Annotated in this window: 26 protein-coding genes and 3 pseudogenes; 16 read left to right on the forward strand and 13 right to left on the reverse strand. The window is 42.9% G+C overall.

Annotated elements, in window-relative coordinates:
- The 3 genes and pseudogenes from V7K25_RS23775 to V7K25_RS23785 all read right to left on the reverse strand — a co-directional run.
- Positions 1 to 327: pseudogene (locus tag V7K25_RS23775) on the reverse strand (fatty acid desaturase); the annotation flags it as partial.
- Positions 328 to 545: 218 nt separating this feature from the next.
- Positions 546 to 1,598 (reverse strand): fatty acid desaturase, encoded by a 1,053-nt coding sequence (locus V7K25_RS23780; RefSeq protein ID WP_335161179.1) that lies wholly within the window; start codon positions 1,596 to 1,598, stop codon positions 546 to 548.
- A gap of 230 nt (positions 1,599 to 1,828) precedes the next feature.
- Positions 1,829 to 2,650 carry an acyl-CoA desaturase gene (locus tag V7K25_RS23785; RefSeq protein WP_335161181.1) on the reverse strand — a complete coding sequence of 274 codons (822 nt, stop codon included), beginning with the start codon at positions 2,648 to 2,650 and terminating at the stop codon, positions 1,829 to 1,831.
- A 91-nt stretch (positions 2,651 to 2,741) separates the two neighbouring features.
- Here V7K25_RS23785 and V7K25_RS23790 point away from each other — a divergent pair, with 91 nt between their 5' ends.
- Positions 2,742 to 3,983, forward strand: coding sequence for a methionine gamma-lyase family protein (locus V7K25_RS23790; protein WP_335161183.1), 1,242 nt, complete (start codon positions 2,742 to 2,744; stop codon positions 3,981 to 3,983).
- Between the two features lie 243 nt (positions 3,984 to 4,226).
- Here the strand turns inward: V7K25_RS23790 and V7K25_RS23795 are convergent.
- The 7 genes and pseudogenes from V7K25_RS23795 to V7K25_RS23825 form a co-directional block, all read right to left on the reverse strand.
- Positions 4,227 to 5,069, reverse strand: a pseudogene (locus V7K25_RS23795) (manganese catalase family protein); the annotation flags it as partial.
- A 227-nt stretch (positions 5,070 to 5,296) separates the two neighbouring features.
- A complete protein-coding gene (locus V7K25_RS23800; protein ID WP_100901713.1) occupies positions 5,297 to 5,638 on the reverse strand; it encodes a cupin domain-containing protein in 342 nt (113 codons plus the stop codon).
- Positions 5,639 to 5,714: 76 nt separating this feature from the next.
- Positions 5,715 to 6,884 (reverse strand): zinc-dependent alcohol dehydrogenase, encoded by a 1,170-nt coding sequence (locus tag V7K25_RS23805; RefSeq protein ID WP_335161187.1) that lies wholly within the window; start codon positions 6,882 to 6,884, stop codon positions 5,715 to 5,717.
- A 263-nt stretch (positions 6,885 to 7,147) separates the two neighbouring features.
- Positions 7,148 to 7,546 (reverse strand): hypothetical protein, encoded by a 399-nt coding sequence (locus tag V7K25_RS23810; protein ID WP_335161189.1) that lies wholly within the window; start codon positions 7,544 to 7,546, stop codon positions 7,148 to 7,150.
- Positions 7,547 to 7,608: 62 nt separating this feature from the next.
- Positions 7,609 to 8,778, reverse strand: coding sequence for a zinc-dependent alcohol dehydrogenase (locus V7K25_RS23815; protein WP_335161191.1), 1,170 nt, complete (start codon positions 8,776 to 8,778; stop codon positions 7,609 to 7,611).
- 53 nt (positions 8,779 to 8,831) lie between these two features.
- Entirely contained in the window at positions 8,832 to 9,530 is a 699-nt protein-coding gene (locus V7K25_RS23820) for an SRPBCC family protein (protein WP_335161193.1), read from the reverse strand.
- Positions 9,531 to 9,644: 114 nt separating this feature from the next.
- A complete protein-coding gene (locus tag V7K25_RS23825; protein WP_335161195.1) occupies positions 9,645 to 10,742 on the reverse strand; it encodes a DJ-1/PfpI/YhbO family deglycase/protease in 1,098 nt (365 codons plus the stop codon).
- A gap of 444 nt (positions 10,743 to 11,186) precedes the next feature.
- Here V7K25_RS23825 and V7K25_RS23830 point away from each other — a divergent pair, with 444 nt between their 5' ends.
- From V7K25_RS23830 to V7K25_RS23840, 3 genes are all read left to right on the forward strand, one after another.
- Positions 11,187 to 11,585, forward strand: a complete 399-nt coding sequence (locus tag V7K25_RS23830; RefSeq protein ID WP_335161197.1) for a DUF6335 family protein — start codon at positions 11,187 to 11,189, stop codon at positions 11,583 to 11,585.
- Between the two features lie 390 nt (positions 11,586 to 11,975).
- Entirely contained in the window at positions 11,976 to 12,467 is a 492-nt protein-coding gene (locus V7K25_RS23835) for an orange carotenoid protein N-terminal domain-containing protein (protein ID WP_335161198.1), read from the forward strand.
- 418 nt (positions 12,468 to 12,885) lie between these two features.
- The gene (locus tag V7K25_RS23840; RefSeq protein ID WP_335161200.1) at positions 12,886 to 13,335 is read left to right on the forward strand and encodes an orange carotenoid protein N-terminal domain-containing protein; all 450 of its coding nucleotides are present in this window, start codon (positions 12,886 to 12,888) and stop codon (positions 13,333 to 13,335) included.
- 121 nt (positions 13,336 to 13,456) lie between these two features.
- Here V7K25_RS23840 and V7K25_RS23845 read toward each other — a convergent pair whose 3' ends face one another.
- Together V7K25_RS23845 and shc are read right to left on the reverse strand one after the other, a co-directional pair.
- Positions 13,457 to 13,852, reverse strand: a complete 396-nt coding sequence (locus V7K25_RS23845; protein ID WP_335161202.1) for a hypothetical protein — start codon at positions 13,850 to 13,852, stop codon at positions 13,457 to 13,459.
- Positions 13,853 to 14,030: 178 nt separating this feature from the next.
- Complete coding sequence (gene shc, locus V7K25_RS23850) at positions 14,031 to 15,947, reverse strand: squalene--hopene cyclase (protein ID WP_335161203.1); 1,917 nt, start codon at positions 15,945 to 15,947, stop codon at positions 14,031 to 14,033.
- A 123-nt stretch (positions 15,948 to 16,070) separates the two neighbouring features.
- On the opposite strand from shc, the gene V7K25_RS23855 reads away from it, so the two are divergent.
- From V7K25_RS23855 to V7K25_RS23865, 3 genes are all read left to right on the forward strand, one after another.
- Positions 16,071 to 17,318 carry a glycosyltransferase gene (locus V7K25_RS23855; RefSeq protein WP_335161205.1) on the forward strand — a complete coding sequence of 416 codons (1,248 nt, stop codon included), beginning with the start codon at positions 16,071 to 16,073 and terminating at the stop codon, positions 17,316 to 17,318.
- Positions 17,319 to 17,399: 81 nt separating this feature from the next.
- A complete protein-coding gene (locus V7K25_RS23860) occupies positions 17,400 to 17,636 on the forward strand; it encodes a hypothetical protein (protein WP_335161207.1) in 237 nt (78 codons plus the stop codon).
- Positions 17,633 to 18,412 carry a nucleotidyl transferase AbiEii/AbiGii toxin family protein gene (locus V7K25_RS23865; RefSeq protein WP_335161209.1) on the forward strand — a complete coding sequence of 260 codons (780 nt, stop codon included), beginning with the start codon at positions 17,633 to 17,635 and terminating at the stop codon, positions 18,410 to 18,412. The genes V7K25_RS23860 and V7K25_RS23865 overlap by 4 nt, the downstream gene beginning before the upstream one ends.
- Before the next feature lie 23 nt (positions 18,413 to 18,435).
- On the opposite strand, the gene V7K25_RS23870 is transcribed toward V7K25_RS23865, so the two are convergent.
- Positions 18,436 to 18,786: an ArsR/SmtB family transcription factor gene (locus tag V7K25_RS23870; RefSeq protein WP_335161211.1), complete on the reverse strand. Its 351-nt coding sequence runs from the start codon at positions 18,784 to 18,786 to the stop codon at positions 18,436 to 18,438.
- A gap of 81 nt (positions 18,787 to 18,867) precedes the next feature.
- On the opposite strand from V7K25_RS23870, the gene trxA reads away from it, so the two are divergent.
- The 9 genes and pseudogenes from trxA to V7K25_RS23915 all read left to right on the forward strand — a co-directional run bounded on the left by trxA (position 18,868) and on the right by V7K25_RS23915 (position 25,563).
- The gene (gene trxA / locus V7K25_RS23875) at positions 18,868 to 19,191 is read left to right on the forward strand and encodes a thioredoxin (RefSeq protein WP_012412473.1); all 324 of its coding nucleotides are present in this window, start codon (positions 18,868 to 18,870) and stop codon (positions 19,189 to 19,191) included.
- Positions 19,192 to 19,400: 209 nt separating this feature from the next.
- Positions 19,401 to 20,195 (forward strand): SDR family NAD(P)-dependent oxidoreductase, encoded by a 795-nt coding sequence (locus tag V7K25_RS23880; protein ID WP_335161212.1) that lies wholly within the window; start codon positions 19,401 to 19,403, stop codon positions 20,193 to 20,195.
- A gap of 143 nt (positions 20,196 to 20,338) precedes the next feature.
- The gene (locus tag V7K25_RS23885) at positions 20,339 to 21,451 is read left to right on the forward strand and encodes an alkene reductase (protein ID WP_335161214.1); all 1,113 of its coding nucleotides are present in this window, start codon (positions 20,339 to 20,341) and stop codon (positions 21,449 to 21,451) included.
- 23 nt (positions 21,452 to 21,474) lie between these two features.
- Positions 21,475 to 21,720, forward strand: a pseudogene (locus tag V7K25_RS23890) (nitroreductase family protein); the annotation flags it as partial.
- Positions 21,721 to 21,921: 201 nt separating this feature from the next.
- Positions 21,922 to 23,220 (forward strand): MFS transporter, encoded by a 1,299-nt coding sequence (locus tag V7K25_RS23895; protein ID WP_335161216.1) that lies wholly within the window; start codon positions 21,922 to 21,924, stop codon positions 23,218 to 23,220.
- Positions 23,221 to 23,266: 46 nt separating this feature from the next.
- Complete coding sequence (locus V7K25_RS23900) at positions 23,267 to 24,130, forward strand: formylglycine-generating enzyme family protein (protein ID WP_335161218.1); 864 nt, start codon at positions 23,267 to 23,269, stop codon at positions 24,128 to 24,130.
- Between the two features lie 196 nt (positions 24,131 to 24,326).
- Positions 24,327 to 24,542, forward strand: coding sequence for a hypothetical protein (locus V7K25_RS23905; protein WP_335161220.1), 216 nt, complete (start codon positions 24,327 to 24,329; stop codon positions 24,540 to 24,542).
- Positions 24,543 to 24,726: 184 nt separating this feature from the next.
- Entirely contained in the window at positions 24,727 to 24,813 is an 87-nt protein-coding gene (locus tag V7K25_RS23910; protein ID WP_335161603.1) for a type II toxin-antitoxin system RelE family toxin, read from the forward strand.
- A gap of 60 nt (positions 24,814 to 24,873) precedes the next feature.
- Positions 24,874 to 25,563, forward strand: a complete 690-nt coding sequence (locus V7K25_RS23915; RefSeq protein WP_335161222.1) for an SDR family NAD(P)-dependent oxidoreductase — start codon at positions 24,874 to 24,876, stop codon at positions 25,561 to 25,563.
- Positions 25,564 to 25,592: the final 29 nt, after the last annotated feature.

Genomic DNA, 25,592 nt, shown 5'->3' on the forward strand with positions numbered 1-25,592 from the left:
AATCAAATCATTGAGCCATTTATGCTTAGAAAAAGATTGGTGTCCGCAGTCATGTCCGACTACAAACAAAGCCCAAAACATCGTTCCTTGCATTAGCCAAAAAATCGGGAAGAAAAGCCAAGAATCCAGGTAATGAGCAACTGCATAAAGCAGACCGATAATCAGGATGTCACGAAAAAAGTAAAAAATTGATTTTGTCACATTGGGCTGAAAGCATTCAGCAGGAATTGCAGCTTTTAAATCCCCAAGTGTGAAAGGTAATTTAGTCGTATCCTCAGACGTTTCACTGCTAAGAGGATTGTTAAAACTGATGGTATTTGATGGCACTGGATTCTTTTGTTAGATATAAATCGGAACTTTATTTGAGACAAAATTATCTCATCTCTAGAATGCCCACGAAACTAGCGATCGCTAACACACAAGAGGATAATTTCTGGCAATTTGCCTAACAATTTTAGTCAGTAAAAAACTGCCAGATTTTATTTAAACACAGCATGATAAACGCTCTCATTGGTTTAAGAGCGTGAGTGCGATCGCAGCGCTATTTATCGCTCTGTGTAATGTTCGTTGAAAGTCTTATAGCCAACATCAGTTGTATATAGTTGACATTGGTCTGTAATTTGCTTCATTAAAGGCCAAGAAAATTGACACTCATCATGCAGATAAGGTTGCCAATTTTCTTTGATACTTCTGTAAGCTAGCCGCAAATTATAAGAAGGAATCGCAGTGGAAATATGATGAGGGACATGAACATTGATATCATGGCACAGAATTTCTACCCAGCGCGGATAATCGCAATGAATAGTGCCAGCTAGCTGTGCTAAAGCTTCGTTCCACTTGTTCGCTGTCGCAAAAGGAACATCTGCGGCAGTGTGGTGAACAATAGTAAAAGTACTCATCCAGAAATGGTAAATCATCCAGGGCACTAGCCAAAACTTGACAAATCCCCAGATACCAGTTGTAGCAATGAGAAGTGGGAAAGCGATCGCTGCAAACACAACTACTACAGCCACAGAAAGCTTGATGCTCGATTGGTCTTTAGTTTTGAAGTTCCGCCAATCAAAATGCACCACAGCCCAATGTCCAACGGAACCTACCCACCAGAGGCGTTTACGCATGAACAACTCAAAAGCAGACTGCCGGGTTTTATCCCAATTTTCAAACACTTCTGGTCTGATTGGATGCCAAGCGTTATCTTCATCCAGCTTGTTGGTATGAGTATGGTGATAATTATGCTTAATGCGCCAACTGTGAAAGGGGTAAATCAACGGCATCATGAAGAAGTGCCCCACCAAATCATTTACCCAACGACGTTTGGCAAATGACCTGTGACCACAATCATGGCCAATTACAAAAAAACCTGTTAAAGCAGTGCCTGTAAAAATCCAAGCTAGGGGCAAGAGAAACCAAGGAGTGATAATCAGGCTGTAATAGCCCAAGGCAACCGCCAAGACACTGAGCAGTACTTGTATCCAAGCTTTGCGACTGTTCTGCTGAAAACATTCTCGTGGCAGGGTTTTGACAATATCTTTGAGCCTAAAGTCGGAATTACTAGGCTCGTCACTTAGTTTCTGGCTATTAATTATTGATGTAGTCATGGACACCTGAAAAACAACAAACTCCTCCACCAAGTCACTAAAAAAGTGACTGGCCGCAAAAATTCTTAATATTAGCGCTTCGGATTATAGCAATCTAACCGACACAAGCGCACCAGTAAATAGCTTTTTGAAAAATCAGGAGTTATTTTTGAAAAATGAGGAGTTAGAAGTGATGAGTTATGAGTTAAAAACGTTACGTATCATAACTCCAAACTCCAAACTCCTAACTCCTAACTAACTTTTGTTGGGGCCAACTTCACATTAGTAGCAAGACCAACTGCTTGCAACAATTGAACAGTCATCCAGGTTAAATCGATTTCCCACCATTCCAGCCCATGACGAGCCGAGTATTGAAAAGCATGATGGTTATTATGCCAGCCTTCACCGAAAACTAGTACGGCTACCCACCAGCAATTAGTCGATCTATCACCAGAATCATAGCTCTGATAGCCAAATTTATGAGTAGCGCTGTTCACTAACCAAGTGCAGTGGTAAACCCAGACAATGCGAACAAAAATTCCCCAAATAACAAAAGGCCAGCCACCCAGAAGCAGAAGCAATACGCCTAGAGCAACCTGGATCAAAATGAAATATTTTTCTAAAAACTGATAAACTGGGTCTTCGGCAATGTCTTTGGTGAAACGAGGAACATCAGCGTGAGCGGGACAATAATGAATCAGCCAATCCATGTGGCTCCACCAGAAGCCTTTATTAGAGTCATGGGGATCAGCGTCAGTATCAGAGTTTAGATGATGAATGCGATGTGTCCCGATCCACTCAATTGGGCCTCCTTGACATGAGAGTGTCCCAAAGAAAACCAAGAGATACTCTAGCCACTTGGGAGTTTGAAAACTGCGGTGGGTGACAAGGCGATGAAATCCTAGAGTAACGCCTAAGCCGCCAGTCACCCAATACAGCAAGAAACCCACGCCAACTGCCGTCCAGCTAAAGTTACCAGGAACAAAGGCAAATAAAGCGCCGATGTGCAGTGCAATGAAGAACAGGGTATTAACCCAGTTAATTTGAGGTTTAGTTGAGGTAGCAATTGTCATGCAGTAACCTGAATTTGAATTTTCTAGCCTAGTCTGCGCGATCTTAAAATCCGCATATCTATAAATTTAATTTTTTTTGAACGAGGAACTGATGAACAGCTTAGAACAGCTGCGGCAAGCAGAACAGGCACTATTAGAAATTTTTTCTGGAATTGACGCTCAGGTCAAGCATAATCTAAAACGAGTGCTGGATGCTTTTCGTAATAACCGTGTGGGCGCCCACCACTTTGCTAGTGTAAGTGGCTATGGTCACGATGATTTAGGACGAGAAACTTTAGATAAAGTTTTTGCTGAAGTTATGGGCGCTGAAGCTGCGGCCGTGCGGGTGCAGTTCGTTTCAGGAACTCATGCGATCGCTTGTGCTTTGTTTGGTGTTCTCCGTCCTGGAGATGAAATGTTAGCAGTGGTCGGTTCTCCCTACGATACACTTGAAGAAGTCATTGGTTTACGGGGTCAAGGACAAGGCTCCCTTATCGAGTTTGGCATAAATTACCGCCAATTGGAGCTAACCCCAGAAGGAACTATAGATTGGCAAGCTTTAACTACTAGTGTGGCTGAAAACACTCGTTTAGTGTTAATTCAGCGTTCTTGTGGCTATTCTTGGCGTCCTAGCTTATCAATTGCCGATATTGAAAAAATCATCCATTTGGTAAAACAGCAAAACCCGAATACCGTTTGCTTTGTAGATAACTGCTACGGTGAATTTATTGAAACCAGGGAACCTACAGCCGTAGGTGCTGATTTAATGGCGGGGTCATTGATTAAAAATCCTGGTGGTACCATTGTCAGTGCTGGCGGTTATGTTGCTGGTCGCGCCGACTTAGTAGAAGCATCTGCTTGTCGCCTCACTGCTCCCGGTATCGGTAGTTATGGCGGCGCTACTTTTGACCAAAATCGCCTGCTGTTCCAAGGCTTATTTCTGGCTCCGCAAATGGTAGGAGAGGCGATGAAAGGGACATACTTAACTGGTTATGTATTTGATAAACTCGGTTATCCAGTTAATCCCGCACCTCTGGCTCCCCGTGGAGATGTAATTCAGGCAATCAAACTCGGTTCTGCCGAAAAGCTAATTGCTTTCTGTAAAGCGATACAACAGCATTCTCCTATAGGTTCCTACTTAGACCCTGTTCCAGATGAAATGCCGGGGTATGAGAGCAAAGTAGTCATGGCTGGGGGGACATTTATTGAAGGGAGTACCTTGGAATTATCGGCAGATGGGCCTTTGCGTGAACCGTATGTGGTTTATTGCCAGGGGGGCACTCATTGGACTCATGTAGCGATCGCATTAGAGGCTGCAATTAATGCAATAGGAAATGCTGGTGCAAAGTTATAGCATATATTCCGCAGGGCATGAGGTTTGTTGAAAAATTAGTGAAAGGCGATGCCTACGGCTGGCTACGCCTACGCATTTGTTGCTTCGGCGAACGCATTGTTCTTAATGTATCAAACTACCAAATGAGTGCTAGGTAGCTGATGCGTGTTCATCTGCCAAAATTCCCCCAACCCTCCTCTGGAAGGAGAATTGGGAGAATCAAGTGTTATTAGGACAGATGTGAATGCAACTCTATGCCAATGATTAATCACCGATACCTGTTATACGGTCAATCAAAGAGGGTGCGCTCGAACCGTCGCCTTGTGCCAGTGGCATTTTTGAGGTACCATGCAGTCGTGGATCGGGCACAGGAGGTTGCGGTTCTGGGCCTAGTGGTTGGGGATTTTCTACATACTCAAATTCGCCTTTGCCATCCATTGAGGGGCCTTTTGCCCAACGACCTTCAGAACTTTCTGTACCTTCTGAGTGATTCCAGAACTGATAAGCAAACTCGCGTTTCTCCAATTCCAACGGGAAGGAACTGGGAACTGGAGTGGTTTCAAATCCAGAGCTTTCTAAATCCTCAATGGTTGCTAGCCACAAGTTTTGATGCATGGTATCACGAGCGATCATAAAGCTCAAGGTATCTTTCACCCCTGGATCGTCTGTCATCTCATACAATCGCACTGCTTGCAAACGTCCTTGACTTTCGGCGTGGAGATTAGACCGGAAATCTGCCAACAGGTTACCACTGGAGACAATAAAGCGACCGTTCCAAGGATAGCCGACGCTATCAGATGGTGTTGCACCCAAACCAGACACAATGGCGTGTTGGGGATTCATCGCCGCCGCCATAATTACATCCCGTGGGTTACTACCACCCATCACAGCACCTACTACCGCATCTTTTACACTTTCTTCTTGCATTTTGAGCGGCGCTTTATCTAGAAGATGAGCAATCATCGTTGCCAGCATCTCAATGTGACCGATTTCTTCAGTACCAACATCTAGCAGCATATCTCGGTACTTGGCAGGGCCTCGACAGTTCCAGCCCTGAAACAGATACTGCATCATCACAGTCATTTCACCAAATGTACCCCAAATTAATTAAAAATTATTATTCTTAATTTTTAACTTTTAATTTTTAATTAAAAAAAGGTCAAAGTAAATAGGGGAACAACACTCTTGTTCCCCTACGAACGCTTTATATTTCATGCACTTGAGAGTAGCTATAAGTTTTTAGCGATACCTTCTCTACGAGAGGCTACGCCAACGGTGAGCTTTCCTGCGGAACGCTGCGCGAACGCTAACGCAAAACTTCAGATAGCTGCAAATCAGTTTTCGTCTCGCCCGTGAACTTGAGCGGGTGGACTGGTTGCCTCAACAGCAGTAAATGCTTCTAGGATTTTATAAGTGTGGCTGGCTCCTTTTGGTACTACCCAAGAACTCCCAGGCTCTAGTAAAATCGTTTGCCCTTCAATATGTAATTCTGCACGACCATTGATTACATAACCAACAGTTTCATATTCCCGTGCTGTTGGCTCTTTAGGTTCGTTCGGTTCCTCATTCTCCCATAGGCGCATGGAAATGCTTTTGCCAGATGCAAGATATTTTTGACCAAGTTCACCTTTAGGCGAATGGCTAGAGTCTACTTTGATAACGGTTTTATCAGACATATTTTTTGCCTCTTTATACTTTTAACTTTGGGCATTGGGCATGGTTATTTTCCTTGTTTGCATTCCCCATTCCCTACTAAGGTTTGAGTACAACTTTGATGCAGTTATCTTTCTTGTGCTTAAAAATTTCGTAGCCGTGGGGCGCTTGTTCTAGAGGTAAAGTATGGGTGATGATAAAAGTTGGATCGATTTCACCGTTTTGAATCCGCTCTAACAAAGGTCGTAAATACTTATGGACATGGGTTTGTCCCATTTTGAAGGTTAATCCCTTGTTCATGGCAGCACCCATCGGGATTTTATCTAAAAAGCCACCGTACACACCCGCAAGTGATACGTGACCACCTTTAGCAGCAGATACTATTACTTGCCGTAATGCCGTGGGACGGTCTGTTTCAAGACGTACTGCTTGCTTTACTTGGTCGTAGAACGCCATAAAGTCTGTGCCGTGTGCCTCCATTCCTACTGCATCTATGCAAGCATCAGGGCCACGACCGCCAGTCATTTCTTTGAGTGCTTCGCCTATATTCACTTCTTCGTAGTTAAGAACTTCTGCTTTGCCGTATTCTTTAGCCATTTGCAGCCGTTCGGGAATGCGGTCAAAGGCAATTACCCGTTCCGCGCCGAGCATATATGCGCTTCTGATGGCGAATTGTCCAACTGGGCCACAACCCCAAACAGCAACAATATCACCGGGTTTGATGTTGCAGTTCTCGGCTGCCATGTAGCCAGTAGGGAAAATATCTGTTAAAAATAGCACTTGCTCATCCGTTAAACCATCAGGGATTTTGAACAAGCCGACATCGGCAAAGGGTACTCTTGCATACTCTGCTTGACCACCAGCGTAACCGCCGAATAAATGAGAGTAGCCAAATAAACCTGCTGGCGAATGGCCCATTTGCTTTTCTACTAACCAAGCATTGGGGTTAGAGTTATCGCACAATGACCATAAATCCCGATTGCAGAAAAAGCAGCTACCGCAAGATATAGTGAAGGGAACAACGACGCGATCGCCTACTTTGACATTTTTAACTGCACTTCCTAGTTCTACGACTTCCCCCATGAATTCATGACCAAGGATATCGCCCTTTTGCATGGTGGGAATGTAGCCGTCATAAATATGCAAATCAGAACCACAAATTGCGGTAGATGTAATTTTAACAATGGCATCGCGTGGGTTAATAATTTTGGGGTCGGGAACTGTATCTACCCGCACGTCGTTTGCTCCATGCCAGCAAACTGCTTTCATAATTATTTATTCCTTGGTTATGATTTATGACTTGTTTATATCAATAGGACTTAAGCACGAGTTACGGAATAAAAAACCGCAGAGGCGCAGAGAACACAGAGAAATCAATAAAGTTTGAGAGATCTTTTGCGTAAGTCCTAATCAAGATAAATACTCGATTTAGCCTGATTTTGAGACGCGAGAAATATCGCGTCTCAGTAAATACTCAAATCTGGTTAAACAATGTATGAGTCAAAAATCTAGACTCAAAAGTTGCTACGAGTCTAGACTCTATCTCTGAGTTGCTTGCTAGGAGGAGTTCGGTAATAACCTTCTTTAGTTTCAGTCAATGGCTGAACTGTTTCTTCGACTTGATTTTTTGTAGACTTCAGAAACTCTTTTGTAGCTCGAGGAGTCTCTTCATCCAAGTTTAGTTTTTCGCGGATAGTATCAGCAGCTTCTTTTAATGGATTTTGGGTTTTTGTTGTTTGGCTATCGTTTTTGATTTCACCTTGCCCGTCTGGGATTCCTTTATAATAAGTACCCTCTGGAGTTACAACATCAGCTTGTGCTACATCAACGTAGGTAAAAGCTTGACCCAGTAAAAACATAAATCCTACCAGGAAAACTACAACGATTTGGGAAATACGAATATTTCGCAGCCATGAAGTTACTCGATTCATAAAAATCCTCAATTCTATTATGTAAGGTGTACAAATCCAAACCTTAAATGACTATTTGCCATTTAGGGTTTAAGAACAACTTTGATGCAGTTATCCTTTTTTTGTTGAAAGATATGGTAGGCGTGGGGTGCTTGCTCTAGTGGCAATTGATGGGTGACAACGAAGGATGGATCAAGTTTTCCATCCAAAATCATCTGCAATAACAAATGCATATATTTTTGTCCATGCATTTGTCCCATTCTGAAGGTTAGACCCTTATTAAAGGCTGCACCAAATGGCATTTTGTCTACAAAACCACCATAAACACCCATGATTGAAAGAGTCCCGCCTTTACGACAGGCAACCATCATTTCCCGCAGAACGTGGGGACGGTCGGTTTCCAATCTGAGCTTTTGTTTGGTCTGGTCGTAGAAGTCTTCTAAACCAACGCCGTGTGCTTCTAAACCAACGGCATCGATGCAAGCATCGGGGCCACGTCCACCAGTCATCTCTTTCAACGCTTCGCCAGCATTAACTTCTTCGTAGTTAATCACTTCTGCTTTGGCAAACTTTTTCGCCATTTCCAGGCGTTCGGGAAAGCGATCTATAGCGATCACTTTTTCGGCTCCCATCATGTAGGCGCTAATCATGGCAAATTGTCCAACAGCACCGCAACCCCAAACGGCTACGGTATCACCCGGTTGAATATCGCATAATTCTGCGCCCATATAACCAGTGGGAATAGCATCGGAGATGAATAGCAACATCTCATCCGGCAAGTCTGGCGGAACTTTGACGACACCCACATCAGCAAAGGGTACACGGATATATTCTGCTTGTGCGCCTGCATAACCACCTAACATGTGGGAGTAGCCATAAATGGCTGAGGTGATATTGCCAAACAATTTTTCTTGAATCCAACCGTTGGGATTGGAGTTATCGCACAAGGACCACATATCACCTTGGCAATAATGGCAATTACCACAGCCAATTGTGGAAGGAACAACTACGCGATCGCCTATTTTTAAATTGTTGACTCCCTTACCAACTTCCACAACTTCCCCCATGAATTCGTGACCAATAATGTCACCCTGTTGCACTGTGGGAATATAGCCGCCATATATATGTAGATCGGAGCCACAAATAGCCGTGGAAGTAATTTTAATAATCGCATCACGCGGATTGAGAATCGTCGGATCTGGTACCGACTGTACCCGCACATCATTAGCACCGTTCCAGCAGACTGCTTTCATATTTATTAATCATTGGGCAAGTGGGCATTGGGCATTGAGCATTGTGCATATAACTAACTGCGTCCAGAGGGTTGACCTTCGGTTGTGGCAATTTCGCCTGCTTCCATTAGCATCTTAAAGCGGCGCAATTCATCACCAATTTGCTGTTCTGGTTCTTCACCAAAAAGTTTAGCTACGGTAGCTGCCAATGCTCCACCAGGGGGGTTATACTCCAAAACAACCTTAACTTCCGTGCCGCGATCGCCTGGTGCTTTTTTGAAGCGAACAAAACCAGAATTATCAACATCTGCACCTTCTACAGAAGCCCAAGAAATAAATTCATTTTCTCGGTCTTCAAGAATATCTGCATCCCATTCCACGCTGTTACCCAAAGGTGCATTGGCAATCCAATGAGAACGTTTTTCGTTATGCACTTTGACAGATTTGAGATGCTTCATAAATGTAGGCAGATTCTCAAAGTTGTGCCAAAAGCGATACAGTTCATCTGCTGGTTTATTGATCGTTACTGTTTTTTCAACTTTGATAGGTTGGTTTATCCCTATTGCTTCTTGCGCTTGCTGGATTGTGCTTTGCTTTGTTGCACCTTGATAGAGCAAACCACCACCAGCCAAAGCCGTCAGCGCTCCCCGCAATGAACCTTGCCTTAAACCCATCAGTACCATCGCACCGCCACCGATGAGAGATGCCCAACGCTCTACTTCACTAGCTTCAGTCTGATTGTTACTTGGTTTATCACCTGATGTTGAAGTCACTTTTTTATATCTCCATCACAGTAAATTTACCAGAGAGGCGCAAATACCCTTTTCTTTCTATCTCTGTGTTATTTGCACCTCTGCGGTAGCCGTCTACGTTCGTTCAATAAAACCTTACATTGAAACAGCAGCCCCTGTAGTCGGCTTAGGAGGCTGAATCTGACCGCCTATCCGCGCCCGATACAGTTCTACTAATCGCTGTTCGTATTTCAATAAATTGTGGTAAATTTCTTTGAAAATAGCAGTTGCTACTGGGTCAGTGAACATTGCAGACAAATTGCCAATATCGCCGATACCAGTTTGCACATCACCTAAAGCAGAACGTAACTGATATATGTCATCACTTCCTGTTAAGGCAGTTTTCACCTTGGCATACTGATTAGCAATATTTGCACCTAAAGAAGGTTTTTCGGCCAATAACTGAAGATAGTTTTCCAGTTTTTGAATGTGGCCCTGTTTATTAGCAATTATTTCTTGAAAGACTGAGTTTACTTTGCTATCTGATTCCTTTTGCAAGTAGTTTTCAAATGCTTCTAGCGAATAACGTTCACCAGCAAGGGCATTATTTAAACCTTTGGCGATCTCACCTTTTGTTGAGCCACCCCAAGCATCAGCCAGTTTCCACCATTCTGCACTTGTGTCTTTTTCATTTGGTAATGCAGCATCTTTGCCACCATAACCCAAACGGCTCAAAATAGCTGTGGTAAAAATTGGCAAGTCTCCAGGTTCACGAGATGTAATCAGATTTCCGTCAACTACCACTGGCTCATCTAGATATTTTGCGCCAGCGTTAATCATGTCCTTGGCAATAGCGATAAAACCAGTGGCTTGTTTACCTTTGAGCAAGTCGCCTTCAATCAAAACTTGTGGGCCGTGACAAACAGCAGCAACTAATTTTCCTTGTTGTATGGCTTCTTGGACAAAACGTACTGTGTTGGTGTTCCGCCGCATTCTGTCGGGAGCCATCCCACCGGGAATGATCACCGCGTCAAATTCGGCTGCGATCGCTTCTGTGGTAGTACCATCAGCTTGGATGCTAAGTTTGCCGCGTTTACCCTTATATTTTTCATTCATTCGGGAACCAAGGACTACTACCTCCATTCCCGCTTGTTTTAGTCCATTATAAGGGACTGTAAATTCTGCATCCTCTACTGCATGTTCAATGAGAATGGCAACTTTTTTCTTCCCGGAATAATTGTTATGGTCAGTCATTGATTATATTACCTGTTTATTTCTAGTATTTAACTAGGTACAATATTTATCGATTAGAACAGTTAAAAAACCAGGATTATTCCTGATAAATTTTATTTGAATTGCCTACTATGCATAAACTTCACTTGTTGGTTAAGCACCAAAAATTTCTTCGTAAAGGTTAAAGGGCTAAACTTAAATTTTATTTTTGCTCAATAAAAAATAGTTATGAGTGAGAACCTGGCTACTGAATAATTTCGGTTTTATAGCTCTTAACTTATAACTAAAAACTTCAACTACAAGTTGCTTGACCATGAATTCATACTTACAATGGTATGGCGCGATCGCTAGTTTAGCTTCGTTCCAAGGGGATAGATTATTTTATTACTAAAGCTATACATCTCTAGTTAGACAAGTTAGAGGCAGAAAAACGTTATTGTAATAATGCACAAAAAGGCTAGTATCATGGCAGAAAAAAATCATAAAGACGAAATTGAAACCAATGATTTGCCACAGGAAATTACCGAATCCTACGGTACTGGTGTGAAAGAGTTGCCGGGATACAATATTGGTGGGCGCTCAATGCGAGCAGAAAGACAGGAGTACACAGAAACTAGTCCTGAACTCACTGGTGGCGATGTTGATGCTTATTGGCAAGATGCAGATGCAGTTGGGGATGAAGCTGTTGGTGGTAGTACTTCTACTCCCGATCAAAATGTAACTGAGGAACTAGAAGCAGCCGTAGGGCTAGAAATGGATGATTCTGAGTTTCTGCATACTAACGATATTTTAGAGGAACGTGATGATTCTCGTTGGGAGTTAGATCCGAAATCCTCTGAAGATTATCAAGAGCGGCGAGAATAAGTTAAATAAAAATAAAAGTTCTATTCCTACTGGATGCAGCCGTTAATAAATAATATGGCTGAATTGGGCAGTGCTTAAAAAACACTGTCACAATAAAATTAACATCTATCTATAGAAATAGCCCCTGATAATATATCACTCAATTTGGTAGCATCCCCATTACTAACTCCTTTACTTTGGCAAAGGCTACTATTCTTTTGTATTTTGATTTTTGGGTTTTTATCTAGCTGTAATACTTCTAATGCAGGACTACAGTTTGCCCAATTTATGTTTTGTTTATAATTGTTCTTCTTTATGATTCCAATACATCTGTCTTCAGTAGGGTAAAACGCTAATTGTAAATTTGATAACCTTGCTAATGAAATTAATTAATTGCAATTGGAGTTAATAATGACATTTACACAAACTGGCGATCCAACTATTCGTGAACATGTTCAAGCTTGGCAACAGTTGGGTGTGGATCAACAACTGGCTTTGTTTTGGTTCATTTACAAAGAAATGGGTGGCTCAATTACGCCAGCTGCTCCAGGAGCTAGCACTGTTTCCCCAGAAATCGCTGAAGGTTTGTTTAATCAAGTTAAGGAATTATCTCACGAACAACAATTACAAGTTCAGCGTGACTTGATTAATAAAGTAGATACCCAAATTTCTCGTGAATATGGTTCTTTGGGTGATACCACTAAGCTACTATTTTGGTATCGATTATCTCAAGGTATGGATGATGGTACTATCATTACTGTGCCTTCTGACTATGAACTTCCCTCAGAATCTCAACAGTTGTTTGGCAGAATTCAAGGATTAGAGTTTGAGCAACAAATTACTCTTTTCCGTGATTATGTTTCGCCAATGGGCGCTGAAGCAAAACCAGGTGCTGAAATTTAGCACTTTTGAAGTTTTGAGACTGCTTGAGGCTACTTTTTTAGAGGATGTTTGAAAATGGCAAGGGTATTATATAGCCCTTTTGTTAAAGATTGCCCTGCGAGTCGCTTAATATCAAGTTAAATTTTGATGACTGGCGTTTTCATTTTTTTGATAAATGAACACAGAGTAAAAACTAAAATTCTTACTCTGTGTTCATCGTTCATCTATGTCTTTAGTCGAGTTGTACCCTACATTCGTAAGTAACACCCTTTGTTTTGTACTCAATATATTAAAAATAATTATAGCTTCATTAATCTCTCTTTTGGTTGATTAAAATACGCTTGCTTTATATTATAAGTATCTATTTATGTAGTGTTTTATTTAAAGTTAAATTGATATTTTTTTAGTTATTTAAGTAGTTAATTAATTTGAGGTGTTTATGACTTCTACGAACGTCAATTTTTTAGAACAAAGTGTATCAAAATTTCAAAGTTTAGATACAGACGATCGCCTGAGTGTGCTAGCGTTACTTTATACTGAAATTTCTGATGAAATTCCAGCGATCGCTCTCAATGATGTGTGCAACGAAAAAACTGGGAATTTACTTGCACAATTTCAAAACCTGCCACAGCAGGAACAGGTTTTTGCTTTGCGCCAGCTGCTAAACCAAGATGAAGTAGGAGAAACAGCAATTCCTACTCAAGAGTATACTTCAATGAGCGTTGATGATAAATTGGCTTTTTGGTATCACCTCGCCCAAAATTTGGGAACCACAATTATCGGCCTACCAAATGACTATATACCTTCTGAAAAAGCTACAGAAGTAATAGATTTACTTCATACACCCAACATTGAGGATTTAGTAACTTTCTTCAAGCAGGTGTTGTAACAGTTTTGAGTTAAAAATAAAGGTGGGGCTATGCCTTACCTTTATCTTTAAATTAATTATTTTAAGTTAATGATTATGGTATTTTCTCCTAAACATTGGGTTAAGGGAATTTATCAATATACTACGCTTGAATGGTGAAGTCTGAACCTATCAAAGTCGGCGCACCAGTCAGAGTTGCAAATAGACCACCGCTACCAAAATCAGCCGTGCTGCCATTTTGGTTGTAGAACAACTGTCCACTCACAGCGTCATACACAATTTTCGCTGTGCTGGTCGCTGCTGAAGAAGTAATTTTAAAATCACTGGCATTACTAAAACCTGTTCCCGTAGCAGAAGTAATAGCACTAAACGTAGTCTTATCCAGGATAATTTTGTCACATTGGGAGCGTTTAAAATCAGCGATCGCATCTACACCAACAGCAGCACTAGCAAAAGCAGCAAGCGCTGGTCTTGTTCCAGAAGCTTTCAGATTAGGGACTTCCAACAAATAAATTATCCAATCTTGTAGGGTGGACATCTTGTCCGCCCTTGACTATGGGCGGGCGAGACGCCCACCCCACAAGAAGTAGTTGAATATTTTTTGATTTGGAGTTCCCTTAAGCCTTATCAAGCTAGATTTTTAGCACTTGTGTGTACACCTTAGCCCTGACCAAGGGGAGGGTTGGGGAGGTAGGGCAAAGGCATATAAATTACTCTTAACCTTTTTGAATCACTGCTTGATAGCGACCTAGCGCAATTAAAGGAAAGTATTGTTGATAGAGATGATACTTGAGATAAAAATGACAAGGGAAGCCAGTACCTGTAAAGTCCGCCTCAAACCAAGTACCATCAGCCTTTTGAGTTGCCAGCAAATAGCCAATTCCCCGCTCGATCGCACCAAGAGCTAATTTACCAGTTGCTTCACCTGCTGCCAAGAGGCCAATTAAAGCCCAAGCAGTTTGAGATGCAGTACTATTTCCTTTTCCTTTAAGACTGGGTTCGTCGTAGCTGCGGCAAGTCTCACCCCAACCACCATCTGAATTTTGACATCCAACTAACCAAGCTGCTCCTCTTTCTATACTGAGTTTATGCTTTTGAGGAGCAATTAACGCTAAGGCTGACAAAACGCCACTGGTGCCGTAGATATAATTTACACCCCAACGACCAAACCAACAGCCTTCGGTTTCTTGTTCGCGTAGAAGATAAGTAAGCGATCGCTCTAAATTATCACTATCAATTGACAAATCACAAGCACCTAGCATTTCTACGACTCTAGCCGTAACATCTGCGGTGTTTGGATCGATCATCGCTTTCAAGTCGCCATAAGGAATGGAGTTAAGCCAATCTTGATCGTTATCCAAATCAAAAGCAGCCCACCCGCCTGGTTTACATTGCATAGATGCAATCCAGTTTAACGCCCGTGCGATCGCAGCCTGCTTAATTTCTTCATTGGGGAGTTTCGCCAAATGTAAAGCCATCACTACCACCGCCGAATCATCTACATCGGGATAAAAGCGATTGTCAAACTCAAATGCCCAAGCCCCTGGTTTTCCCTGACGATTTTTTACAGCCCAATCTCCGTAATCTAAAATTTGTTTTTGCAACAACCATTCGCCAGCTTGCACCACGGCGGGATGATCTGGTGCAAAGCCAGATTCTACTAAGGCACGCATCGCCCAAGCTGTATCCCAGACGGGTGAAACACAGGGTTGAACTCGGTAGCTATTCTCTGTTTCAATGGCAAAGTTATCAATTGCTTGCAAACCTCGTTCCACAATAGGATCGCTTCGGTCATAATTCAAACATCGCAAAGCCAGCATTGAATTCAACATCGCTGGAATAATGCCGCCCCAATCGCCTGTAGCTTCTTGGCGCTCTAAAATCCATTTTTCGGCAGCTTTGATGCCTTCTTCACGAAAAGGTACTAAATTTAGGCTTTCTGCCAACTTGAATCCTTGATCGAGGGTGAGGAATAAATCCGTCCAATCGCCAGTTTGGGGTAATTCCCACTGGACTCGATCGATACCTTCAGCGTATAGCTCATCTAGGTTGATAGTTGGATCGGTGATAAAAACAGGTTTGCGATCGCACACAATCAGCAACGGCACAGTACTAGAACGTGCCCAACTAGACATTTCGTAGATATTAACTGGAAAAGCTTTTGGCAACAGCATTATCCAAGGCGGTAGCGAGGGAATACCGCGCCAGTTGTAGCAGCCAATCAAGGCTAGGTGCAACTTGGTAAAAATCCGAGTTTTGCTGATCCCACCCCGTTGCAGAATAAACTTTCGCGCCCGAACCATTGCCGGATCGTTTGCTGGTACACCTAGCAGCCTCAGCGCCATGTAAGCTTCAACCGAAGTGCTAAGTTCTCCGCCATCACCGTAGTAAAGTTCCCAACCGCCATGCTGGCGTTGCTCTTGACGCAAGTATGTTTCAACTTTGTGTAAAGGTCTGCCTTGGTCTGTTCCCCAAATCTTATGCAGGAGGACGGTTTCAGCAGTTATGGTGACATTGGATTCTAATTCTGCCCACCAGTAACCTGCCGGATTTTGAATCGAAAGCAGATATTGTTGACTGGCTGCGATCGCTGTTGCGACTTGATTGACTTTTACCCTGTCTTGTGTTTGCATCAAATACTATTTAACCTCAACACCAACACTAGTTATGAACACGGCTATATTAGGATGAAAAAATTTTTCTTTATTTAGTAGACATAGTATTCTGTCTGAGTCACTGAGAATTTGCAATAGGTCATGGATATAATTGTATTAGGATTGATGCTCTTATCCTTGACAATTTGGTTAGGATTACTGTGTTTTTGGGGACAGTTTTGGCAAACAGACCAGCAATTAGAGGTAGAGACGTATACAACTTCTCTACAATCGTTACCTGTGGTTTGTGCCGTGGTTCCAGCCCGTAACGAAGCCCAATTGCTACCAACCACACTGCGATCGCTCCTACTCCAAGACTATCCTGGTTCTTTCAACGTGTTTTTAGTAGACGATCGCAGCACAGACCAAACAGCAAATTTTGCCGAAGGGGTTGCACACGCTGTAGCTAAACCTCAGCAATTGCATATTATCTCAGGTGAATCACTGCCGAATGGTTGGTCGGGCAAACTTTGGGCAGTTGAGCAAGGTATAAAGAGCGCTAGTAAATTTGCACCTGACTATTTTTTTCTGACTGACGCAGATATCGAACACGATCCTGGTAATCTCCGCCGACTCGTTGCTAAAGCTGTGCAGGAAGATTTAGACCTGGTTTCGGTAATGGTGCGACTCAGGTGTGAGAGCTTTTGGGAAAAACTTTTGATTCCAGCTTTCGTCTTTTTCTTCCAAAAACTCTATCCTTTTCGCTGGGTAAATAATCCCAACAATCCCACCGCCGCCGCCGCTGGGGGATCTATTCTGATCGCCCGTGAAGCTTTAGAGCGAATCGGTGGTATTCAAGTGATTCGCCAAGCTTTAATCGACGATTGTGCCCTGGCTCAATCGGTCAAAAGTATTGGGATAAAAGACTGGGAGAGTGGGAGACACACTAATTCTTCCTTCCCCTCTACTCCCTCATCCTCCCCCACAGGGCGCATCTGGCTAGGATTGAGTAGCTTGACTCGGAGTCTGCGTCCCTATGACTCGTTGGCGACGATTTGGGATATGGTTGCTCGTACTGCTTATACCCAACTGAATTATTCTCCATTACTATTATTGGGAACTTTGGTAGGAATGCCTCTGATTTATCTAGTGCCACCTGTGTGTGTAATTCTAGGTGCAGTTTGGAGTAATTGGGCGATCGCACTTACAGGTTTATTAGGATGGCTGTTAATGACCTTGGCTTACTACCCGACAATCCGCTTTTATAAATGTTCTCCCTGGTTCGCCTTTAGTTTACCTGCGATCGCTTTTCTTTATACCCTGATGACTCTAGACTCAGCACTCCGTCACTGGCAAGGACGTGGCGGCGCTTGGAAAGGAAGAGTTTATCCCAACCCAGATAATTTATAGTTAGAATAAAATTGAATTTCAAAATCGCTAGTGCTAATCTAAAATTAAAGATTAAGCCTAAAGTGGTTGATTAAAAGAGTTATGACAACCGCAACAGCAACAATTAACCCTGTTACTGTCCCCAAAAAACTGCCTTTTCTGGAGTCAATTTGTTGGCAGACTGCCGATGTCTATCGGTTCACTTCAGAACAAATGCTGAGTCGCTACGAACGTGGTTGGCAATATCGCAAGCTATTTAATAATCTTGAAGGTGAAGAACTCAATTTTCTTCAGGAACTCGCCAGACGCTATAAATCCTGGTTGCAAGTTTATTTATGACCTTCAGGTTTGAACACCATGATAAAATTCTCACAGTTCTTGAATGCTTAGATTCTGAAATACTTAGGAAGGGTTCTGCTTACTTCGGTGGCGGAACCCTCCTTGCATTTGAGTTTAAAGAATATCGCTGGAGTAAGGATATTGATTTTATTGCTTCTGTTGGTACAGAAGGCTACAAATACCTGCGGACAGTGGTATTTGAGGATGGACATGAAGCATTATTTAGTGATTTAAGCAAAATCCAAGTTGGACGTAGCACAACTGACCAATATGGAATTCGGATGATTGTTTTTGTGGATAATATTCCGATTAAAACGGAAATTATTGCCGAAACTCGTTTTCAACTAGACCCGCCAAGATATTTAAACTGGTCACCAGTTCCCTGCTTAAGCTTCAATGACTGTTTTACCTCTAAGCTGCTGTCAAATTCTGACCGTTACGCAGATGACAGCGTTGAGGCAAGAGATTTAATCGATCTAGCAATTCTCAGGCTGCAATCTCCAATCCCTCAAGCATCAATTGAGAAGGCTGAAAAAGCTTATGAGGTTATGCGCCCTTTGAAAAGAGCGATCGAACTTTTTCAGGGAAGACCAGATTACAGGGAGAAATGCTTTCTGGGTCTGCAAGTTGATCAAGCTCAGATACCCAAAATCATCGACGGTATTAATTTACTCTCTACAGATTTAGGGTTATCTCATACTCTAAGGACTTTTCGAGAACAACATGATATCTTTGCTGATTTAGAAATGCAGAAAGAAACACGAGAAGATTCTTAAACAAGTAGCGATCGCCCAATGCCCTAGATCCTTGAAGCTGTTTGTTTAGTACTCGCAGGGCTAACAGGCAATGGTTGAGCCGCTTTCAATATCGCATCCAGCAACCCTGGAAACAGCACCTCTAAATCTTCACGCCGCAGGATGTTAATGTGCTGTGTCCCTTCTTTACGTGTAAAAACTATCCCAGACTCCCGCAAAATCTTAAAATGATTAGACATAGTAGACTTAGCGATCGCAAAATCAAAACTGGCACAGCATTGTTCCCCCTCAGTGGCCAACCGCCGTACAATCTCTAACCGCACTGGATCGCCCAATGCATATAGCACTCCCGGTAAAGAAATATTTTTTCTATCTGGATGATAAAGAAATCTCATAGTTGCATTATCTCATCAAGTGGCATATATTTTTATTATTCGATATTATCGAATTATAGAATTAATTAGGAAGGCAATTTTATGTCATCCATTACAAATGTCACAGAAGCCACATTCAAGCAAGAAGTCTTGGAAAGTGAAATTCCGGTATTAGTGGACTTTTGGGCGCCGTGGTGCGGCCCTTGCCGGATGGTGGGCCCAGTCGTCGATGAAGTTGCTGCTGAATACGAAGGACAGGTGAAATTTGTGAAGCTGAACACAGATCAAAATCCTACTGTCGCCAGCCATTATGGAATTCGCAGCATTCCTACACTGATGGTTTTTAAGGGGGGTCGGCAGGTCGATACTGTCGTAGGGGCAGTTCCAAAAACCACCTTGAATAAGACCTTAGCACAGCATCTTTAATCTAGTACTCGACCAACCCAAAATTGCTGGGTGAGGGTGGGGAGTGGGGAGAGACGCGATTCATCGCGTCTGTACAAAGTGGGGAGTGGGAGATAGGGAGCAGGGGGAAAATTATTCTGCTCTGCACGCTTCCTGCTGCCCCTCTGCGTCTTCCCAATGCCCCATTCCCAATTTCTGAATTCTGTTTCAACTAACGGGGAAAGAGCGAAATGGACTTGAAATTGCATGGTAAATCCGCCTTTGTGAGTGGTTCAACCGCAGGTATTGGTTTAGCGATCGCTCTTGGGTTAGCTCAAGAGGGTGCATCAGTAATTGTCAACGGTCGGTCTGAAGAACGAGTAGCCGAAGCGATCGCTAAAATTAAGCATTCTACACCTGAGGCGAAAGTTTCTGGTGTGGTTGCTGACACAGGTACTGCATCAGGGGTAGAGAAACTCTTTCAAGAGGTTCCTCACGTTGATATCCTGATAAACAATTTAGGTATTTACGAGCCAAAAACCTTCTTTGATATTACTGATAAAGACTGGTTAAACATCTTTGAGGTTAACGTCCTGAGTGGAGTCCGTTTGAGTCGGCAATATCTGCAAAAGCAGCTAGAGCAAAACTGGGGGCGGATAATTTTTATCTCCAGCGAATCTGCCATTCAAATTCCAGTGGAAATGATTCACTACGGTACAACTAAGACAGCACAGCTAGCCATTGCACGAGGTCTAGCAGAAATGACTGTCGGGACTGGAGTCACAGTAAACTCCGTTCTTCCTGGCCCAACCCGCTCAGAAGGAGTTGAAGAGTTTATCAACAACCTGGCGCAGGAACGCGGTATTGATCGCGCCCAAGTCGAGGCTGAGTTTTTTCAAAATGTGCGTCCAAGTTCCTTAATCAAACGCTTTGCAACTAATGAAGAAGTAGCAGCGATCGTAGTTTACCTTTCTAGCCCCGTAGCTTCAGCAACTAATGGTGCAGCTTTGCGGGTAGATGGTGGCGTTATTCGGTCAATTGTTTAATTAATACGCTTTCGCTTTGCGTGGGGGTGGGGAGAGACGCGATTCATCGCGTCTGTACAAAGTGGGAAGTGGGAGATGAGGGAGATGAGGAGAATAACCAATGACCAATGACTAATGACTAAAATAATTTGGAGATAAAACCAATGACTAGTGATATCAACTTATTCTCTCCTTACCAATTAGGGAATCTGGAACTACCTAATCGGATAGTAATGGCACCCTTAACTCGAAACAGGGCAAGTGAGAGAAATGTACCACACCAACTGAATGCTACCTACTACGCCCAACGTGCTTCGGCCGGATTGATTATTTCTGAAGCAACACAGGTAACTCCTGAAGGACAGGGCTATCCTGCTACACCAGGAATTCATTCACCAGAACAGGTGGAGGGCTGGAAGTTAGTAACCGATGCCGTACATCAGGAGGGAGGAAGAATTTTTATGCAACTATGGCATGTAGGGAGGATTTCTCACCCTGACTTACAACCAAATGGAGCTTTACCTGTGGCACCTTCTGCCATTGCTCCTAAAGGTGAGGCCGCAACTTATCAGGGGCCCAAACCCTTTGTTACTCCCCGTGCTTTAGAAACTTCGGAAATACCGCAGATAGTCGAACAGTATCGTCAGGGAGCAGCAAATGCCCTGGCTGCTGGGTTTGATGGGGTAGAAATTCACTCAGCTAATGGTTATTTAATAGATCAATTTCTGCGCGATCGCACCAATCAACGTACAGATAAATATGGGGGTTCCATTGAAAATCGTACCAGATTCCTGTTGGAGGTGACAGAGGCAGTAACTAGTGTGTGGGATTCTAACCGGGTAGGGGTACGTTTCTCTCCTAGTGGGACTTTTAACGATATAGGTGACTCCAATCCCCTAGAGACATTCGGTTATGCGGCTCAAGCGTTGAACCAGTTTAATTTGGCATATCTGCATATTTATGAGGCAACAGAAGCAGATATTAGACATGGCGGAATAATTGTACCCACTAGTCATATACGCGATCGCTTTACAGGTACACTCATCGTCAATGGTGGCTATACTCGTGAAAAAGGCGATGCTATACTGGCAAACAAAGCAGCAGATTTAGTTGCCTTTGGCACATTATTTATATCAAACCCAGATTTACCCCGACGCTTGGCTTTAAATGCACCACTAAATGAAGCAAATCAAGCAACCTTTTATGGTGGCGGTGAAGAAGGATATACAGATTATCCATTTTGGTCAGCTGCTAATGAGCTGGTAGCTAAGGGGTAATTCGTAATTCGTAATTATGACTAGATGCGATTATTGCCGCTACTCATTTGGTGTTAGCAGCAGAAAGTTTGGGATTATCCACTTGTTTTATGAACAGTTGGATTGAGGATCAGGTAAAACAAGTGATTGGTGCTGGGGATAATCCAGATTTAGCGATCGCTGTTTTAGTTCCTGTTGGCTATGCCGCAGAACCACGCTTAAATCCCGGTCGTTTGCCATTCTCCTCCAACATCTCTGTGGATAGAATCGGTAATCCTTATGCAGGGTAGCTTTCCCTAAATTGAGAATCGAGCATTGGGCATGGAGAATAGGGGATGAGTCTTTAATACTCGCCAATGAGTCTTTAATACTCGCCAATGAGTCTTTTATACTCGCCAACGAGTCTTTTATACTCGTGAATGAATTTTTGAACCTGCTCCCCCTGCCCCCCCACTCTCCACTACCCACTCCCCACTCCCCACCCACTACTCATGTCCTTACCCTCCTTCCTAGCACGTCGTTCGTTCCACTATGCCTGGATCGTAGCTGGTTTAACATTCCTAGCCTTGCTCGTTGCAGCCGGAATTCGTTCTGCTCCTGGAGTTTTTATAGTGCCTCTCGAACAGGAGTTCGGCTGGAGTAGAGCAACTATATCTTTAGCAATCTCCATTAATTTAGTACTTTACGGGTTGATTGGCCCTTTTGCCGCCACAGTTATGGAGCGGATCGGCATTCGCCGAATGATGGTATTCTCACTTGCTGTCATTGCTCTCGGTGTCGGTTTAACCACTTTGATGTCAACTTCCTGGCAGCTAGTCTTGCTGTGGGGTGTAGTTGTCGGTTCTGGTAGCGGAGTTATCGCCCTGGTTTTGGGTGCTATTGTTGTCAATCGCTGGTTTTTTGAAAAGCGGGGTCTAGTTCTGGGCATCTTAACTGCCAGTACAGCTACGGGGCAACTGGTATTTCTGCCCATGCTGGCCTCAGTAGCCGATCGCTTTGGATGGCGAACTGCTGCTCTAGCTCTGACTGGTGCAGCACTTCTAATTATTCCAGCGATCGCAGCCTTTATGCGCGATCGGCCGGCGGATGTCGGTTTGCGACCCTTTGGCGACAACAGCGAAACTGTGGAAGTATCACAGCCTAGAGCAAATTCCATCGCCTCTACCCTTAACGCTCTTTGGCTGGGAATGCGTAAGCGCGACTTCTGGTTGCTATTTGGTAGCTTTTTTATCTGTGGTGCTAGCACAAATGGGTTAATTGGAACTCATCTGATTCCCGCTTGTATTGACCACGGTATCCCTGAAGTCAAGGCTGCTGGTCTTTTGGCAATCATGGGACTATTCGATTTTTTTGGAACTACTATGTCCGGTTGGCTATCTGACCGATGGAACAATCGCTACTTATTGTGTTGGTACTACGGACTACGGGGTTTGTCTTTGATTTTCTTACCCTTCAGTTTTAACTTTTCCTTCTATGGACTTTCCATTTTCGCCGTCTTCTATGGACTTGATTGGATTGCCACTGTACCACCGACAGTCCGTCTTGTTGCCAACGTCTTCGGTAAAGAAAATGTCGGCGTGATGTTCGGTTGGATTGTCGCAGGACACCAGATTGGTGCAGCCACAGCAGCATTCGGAGCCGGTGTATTGAGAACTTCGACGGGTAGTTATTTACAAGCGTTTATTTTATCAGGAGTTCTCTGTCTAATTGCCGCAGTTGGTGTACTGCAAATTGGTCAAACTCCCACTAAGGGCAATTCACAGCAATCTTCAGTCACGCTCAATCCTTAATTTATAAATAGATTAATCGAGTGACACTTTAAAGAGAGGTGTTGTAATGAACTCAATGCTTGATATGGTAATAATTCCAGAAGGATTTTTTCTTATGGGCGCTGATCCTGAAGTTGAGATTAATGCTGAGTATGAAGAACAGCCTCAAAGGGAAGTATGGCTATCAACTTATGCAATTCAACGAACCCCCGTCACAGTAGGTCAGTGGCAGGAATTTTTGAGGAATACTGGTTATGACTGGTCGTATGATAATGAAACTTCGAGCGCATCTGCCCGTGATTTTTACTCGTCATTGCCTAACCTAGCAGCTGAGTTTTCCCCAGGAGAGATGTACCCAATAGTTTTTGTTTCTTGGTTTGATGCCTGCCAGTTCACTCAATGGCTGAAAGAAACTTTAGGTGGTGCGTATGCCTTACCTACAGAGGCGCAATGGGAAAAGGCGTGTCGAGGACAAAATGGACAGTTGTATCCTTGGGGAAATCAAGAGGTGGATTGGCTTGAAGAAATAGCTTTATTATACCCAGATCGTAATATTACTAATACTAAAGGCTCATATCCTAAGACTAATCAACCTGTTGGATGTTGCCTTGAAAAACAAAGCCCCTATGGGTGTTTGGATATGTGGCAAAATGTATCAGAATGGTGCAGTGACTGGTACGATACCACAGGCCAATACTACCATGACCCGAATACAAATTGGGTTAATCCACATGGGGTTACAGTTGAAGAATTCAAAAAACATCGCCAGACATTAGGTTTAAGCCTAAGCGATGTTAATATGTATTCTAAAGTATATCGGGGAGGGCATCTGTTAAGTTCTGGCTGGCCAAGATGTACATACCGAGGTCATCAATCTCCACGCTCCTGCGGTTCGGATATAGGTTTTAGAGTTGTGCTTAATTACCAATAGGCTAACTAATTTTTTGGGAATCTTCTAACCCTCTCTATTATATTAATAATAATCAATGTATTAAATATTTCTCTAGCTATTCTGCTTCCTCTGTCCGTCTTGAGACCGCAGCCCCCATTAGGCATTTTCAGTCTCCGACTGGGAACGAGATATTTGATAAAGTGTCAAAAAAATTAATTGCAGAGGATGAGTAAAAATGAAAAACGAACACGAACGCGAACAATTAATTAAAGATATCAACGTACTGCTAAATCAAGCTTATGACAGTACTTTGGACGAGATTCACGCTCTACTAAAGCGTATAGATGATGAAGAGGAGGAAGAGGATATAAAAGCTATTAGAGAAGCTAGGGAAGATAGACGCATCAATGGTACTGTGTCTTGGAACGAATATAAAGGATATGAGAAATAAACTGCGTGATGTATGAAATTGAATTTAATAAGGGTGCAATAAAACAACTAAATAAACTTCCAAATAATATTAAAAATCGCATAGATTCAAAAATTTTAAATTTATCTACAAAAGCTCGTCCCAACGGGGTTAAAAATTAAAAGATGAGGAAAATACTTATCGGATTCGAGTAGGCGAGTACCGAGTGATTTATGAAATATATGACGATGTTTTGTTAATAAGTGTAGTTAAAGTAGGGCATCGCAGTAAGGTTTATGAAGATGAAAGTTGACATCCAATCAAAACTAAGAACTATTATCAACTGTTAATCCTAACAAGGAGAATTAAATTTATGACAACAACAGCTTTAATTGTCGGTGCAGGTAGCGGACTGAGTGCTTCTTTAGCTCGCTTATTTGCCAAAGAAGGATTCACCGTAGCTTTAGCGGCTCGCCAAATTGAAAAACTCACTCAATTGAGCAGTGAAATTGGCGCAGTTAGTTTCGCTGCTGATGCTTCAAACCCAGATGAAGTAGAACAGTTATTTATTGATATTGATAATAAAATTGGTTCCCCGAATCTTGTAGTTTACAATCCCAGTTACCGGGTGCGGGGGCCTCTTGTTGACCTAGACCTTGGTGAGGTGGCAAAAACCCTAGAGATAACTGCTTATGGTGGCTTTCTTGTAGCCCAAGCTGCTACCAAAAGGTTTTTGCAACTTGGCGGCGGTGCTATATTTTTTACTGGAGCCTCAGCCAGTGTTAAGGGTTATCCTCTGTCTGCTCCCTTTGCAATGGGGAAATTTGCACTGCGCGGTTTCGCTCAGAGTATTGCTAGAGAATTAGCACCAAAGAATATCCATGTGGCGCATTTCGTGATTGATGGTGTAATCCGTTCAGCAGTTCGGCAAGATCCGGTAGATAATCCTGATAGTACTCTTGACCCAGATGCGATCGCTCAAACTTATCTCAGTATTTTACGCCAACCCCGCAGTGCTTGGACTTATGAAGTAGAACTACGTCCGTGGGTAGAGAACTTTTAGCCAAGACAATTGTTACAAGAATAGTTTTG

Origin of the sequence: Nostoc sp., from assembly GCF_036919495.1 — a bacterium.
GTDB lineage: Bacteria > Cyanobacteriota > Cyanobacteriia > Cyanobacteriales > Nostocaceae > Nostoc.

Bases quoted from the DNA above. Each gene is read 5' to 3' on its own strand.
- trxA (WP_012412473.1), top strand. From the start codon at position 18,868: ATGTCATCCATTACAAATGTCACAGAAGCCACATTCAAGCAAGAAGTC.
- V7K25_RS23835 (WP_335161198.1), top strand. From the start codon at position 11,976: ATGACATTTACACAAACTGGCGATCCAACTATTCGTGAACATGTTCAA.
- V7K25_RS23810 (WP_335161189.1), bottom strand. From the start codon at position 7,546: ATGAATCGAGTAACTTCATGGCTGCGAAATATTCGTATTTCCCAAATC.
- V7K25_RS23805 (WP_335161187.1), bottom strand. From the start codon at position 6,884: ATGAAAGCAGTTTGCTGGCATGGAGCAAACGACGTGCGGGTAGATACA.
- V7K25_RS23785 (WP_335161181.1), bottom strand. From the start codon at position 2,650: ATGACAATTGCTACCTCAACTAAACCTCAAATTAACTGGGTTAATACC.
- V7K25_RS23900 (WP_335161218.1), top strand. From the start codon at position 23,267: ATGAACTCAATGCTTGATATGGTAATAATTCCAGAAGGATTTTTTCTT.
- V7K25_RS23870 (WP_335161211.1), bottom strand. From the start codon at position 18,786: ATGAGATTTCTTTATCATCCAGATAGAAAAAATATTTCTTTACCGGGA.
- V7K25_RS23865 (WP_335161209.1), top strand. From the start codon at position 17,633: ATGACCTTCAGGTTTGAACACCATGATAAAATTCTCACAGTTCTTGAA.
- V7K25_RS23905 (WP_335161220.1), top strand. From the start codon at position 24,327: ATGAAAAACGAACACGAACGCGAACAATTAATTAAAGATATCAACGTA.
- V7K25_RS23815 (WP_335161191.1), bottom strand. From the start codon at position 8,778: ATGAAAGCAGTCTGCTGGAACGGTGCTAATGATGTGCGGGTACAGTCG.
- V7K25_RS23845 (WP_335161202.1), bottom strand. From the start codon at position 13,852: ATGTCCACCCTACAAGATTGGATAATTTATTTGTTGGAAGTCCCTAAT.
- V7K25_RS23830 (WP_335161197.1), top strand. From the start codon at position 11,187: ATGGCAGAAAAAAATCATAAAGACGAAATTGAAACCAATGATTTGCCA.
- V7K25_RS23800 (WP_100901713.1), bottom strand. From the start codon at position 5,638: ATGTCTGATAAAACCGTTATCAAAGTAGACTCTAGCCATTCGCCTAAA.
- V7K25_RS23780 (WP_335161179.1), bottom strand. From the start codon at position 1,598: ATGACTACATCAATAATTAATAGCCAGAAACTAAGTGACGAGCCTAGT.
- V7K25_RS23825 (WP_335161195.1), bottom strand. From the start codon at position 10,742: ATGACTGACCATAACAATTATTCCGGGAAGAAAAAAGTTGCCATTCTC.
- V7K25_RS23860 (WP_335161207.1), top strand. From the start codon at position 17,400: ATGACAACCGCAACAGCAACAATTAACCCTGTTACTGTCCCCAAAAAA.
- V7K25_RS23885 (WP_335161214.1), top strand. From the start codon at position 20,339: ATGACTAGTGATATCAACTTATTCTCTCCTTACCAATTAGGGAATCTG.
- V7K25_RS23840 (WP_335161200.1), top strand. From the start codon at position 12,886: ATGACTTCTACGAACGTCAATTTTTTAGAACAAAGTGTATCAAAATTT.
- V7K25_RS23790 (WP_335161183.1), top strand. From the start codon at position 2,742: ATGAACAGCTTAGAACAGCTGCGGCAAGCAGAACAGGCACTATTAGAA.
- V7K25_RS23915 (WP_335161222.1), top strand. From the start codon at position 24,874: ATGACAACAACAGCTTTAATTGTCGGTGCAGGTAGCGGACTGAGTGCT.
- V7K25_RS23895 (WP_335161216.1), top strand. From the start codon at position 21,922: ATGTCCTTACCCTCCTTCCTAGCACGTCGTTCGTTCCACTATGCCTGG.
- shc (WP_335161203.1), bottom strand. From the start codon at position 15,947: ATGCAAACACAAGACAGGGTAAAAGTCAATCAAGTCGCAACAGCGATC.
- V7K25_RS23880 (WP_335161212.1), top strand. From the start codon at position 19,401: ATGGACTTGAAATTGCATGGTAAATCCGCCTTTGTGAGTGGTTCAACC.
- V7K25_RS23855 (WP_335161205.1), top strand. From the start codon at position 16,071: ATGGATATAATTGTATTAGGATTGATGCTCTTATCCTTGACAATTTGG.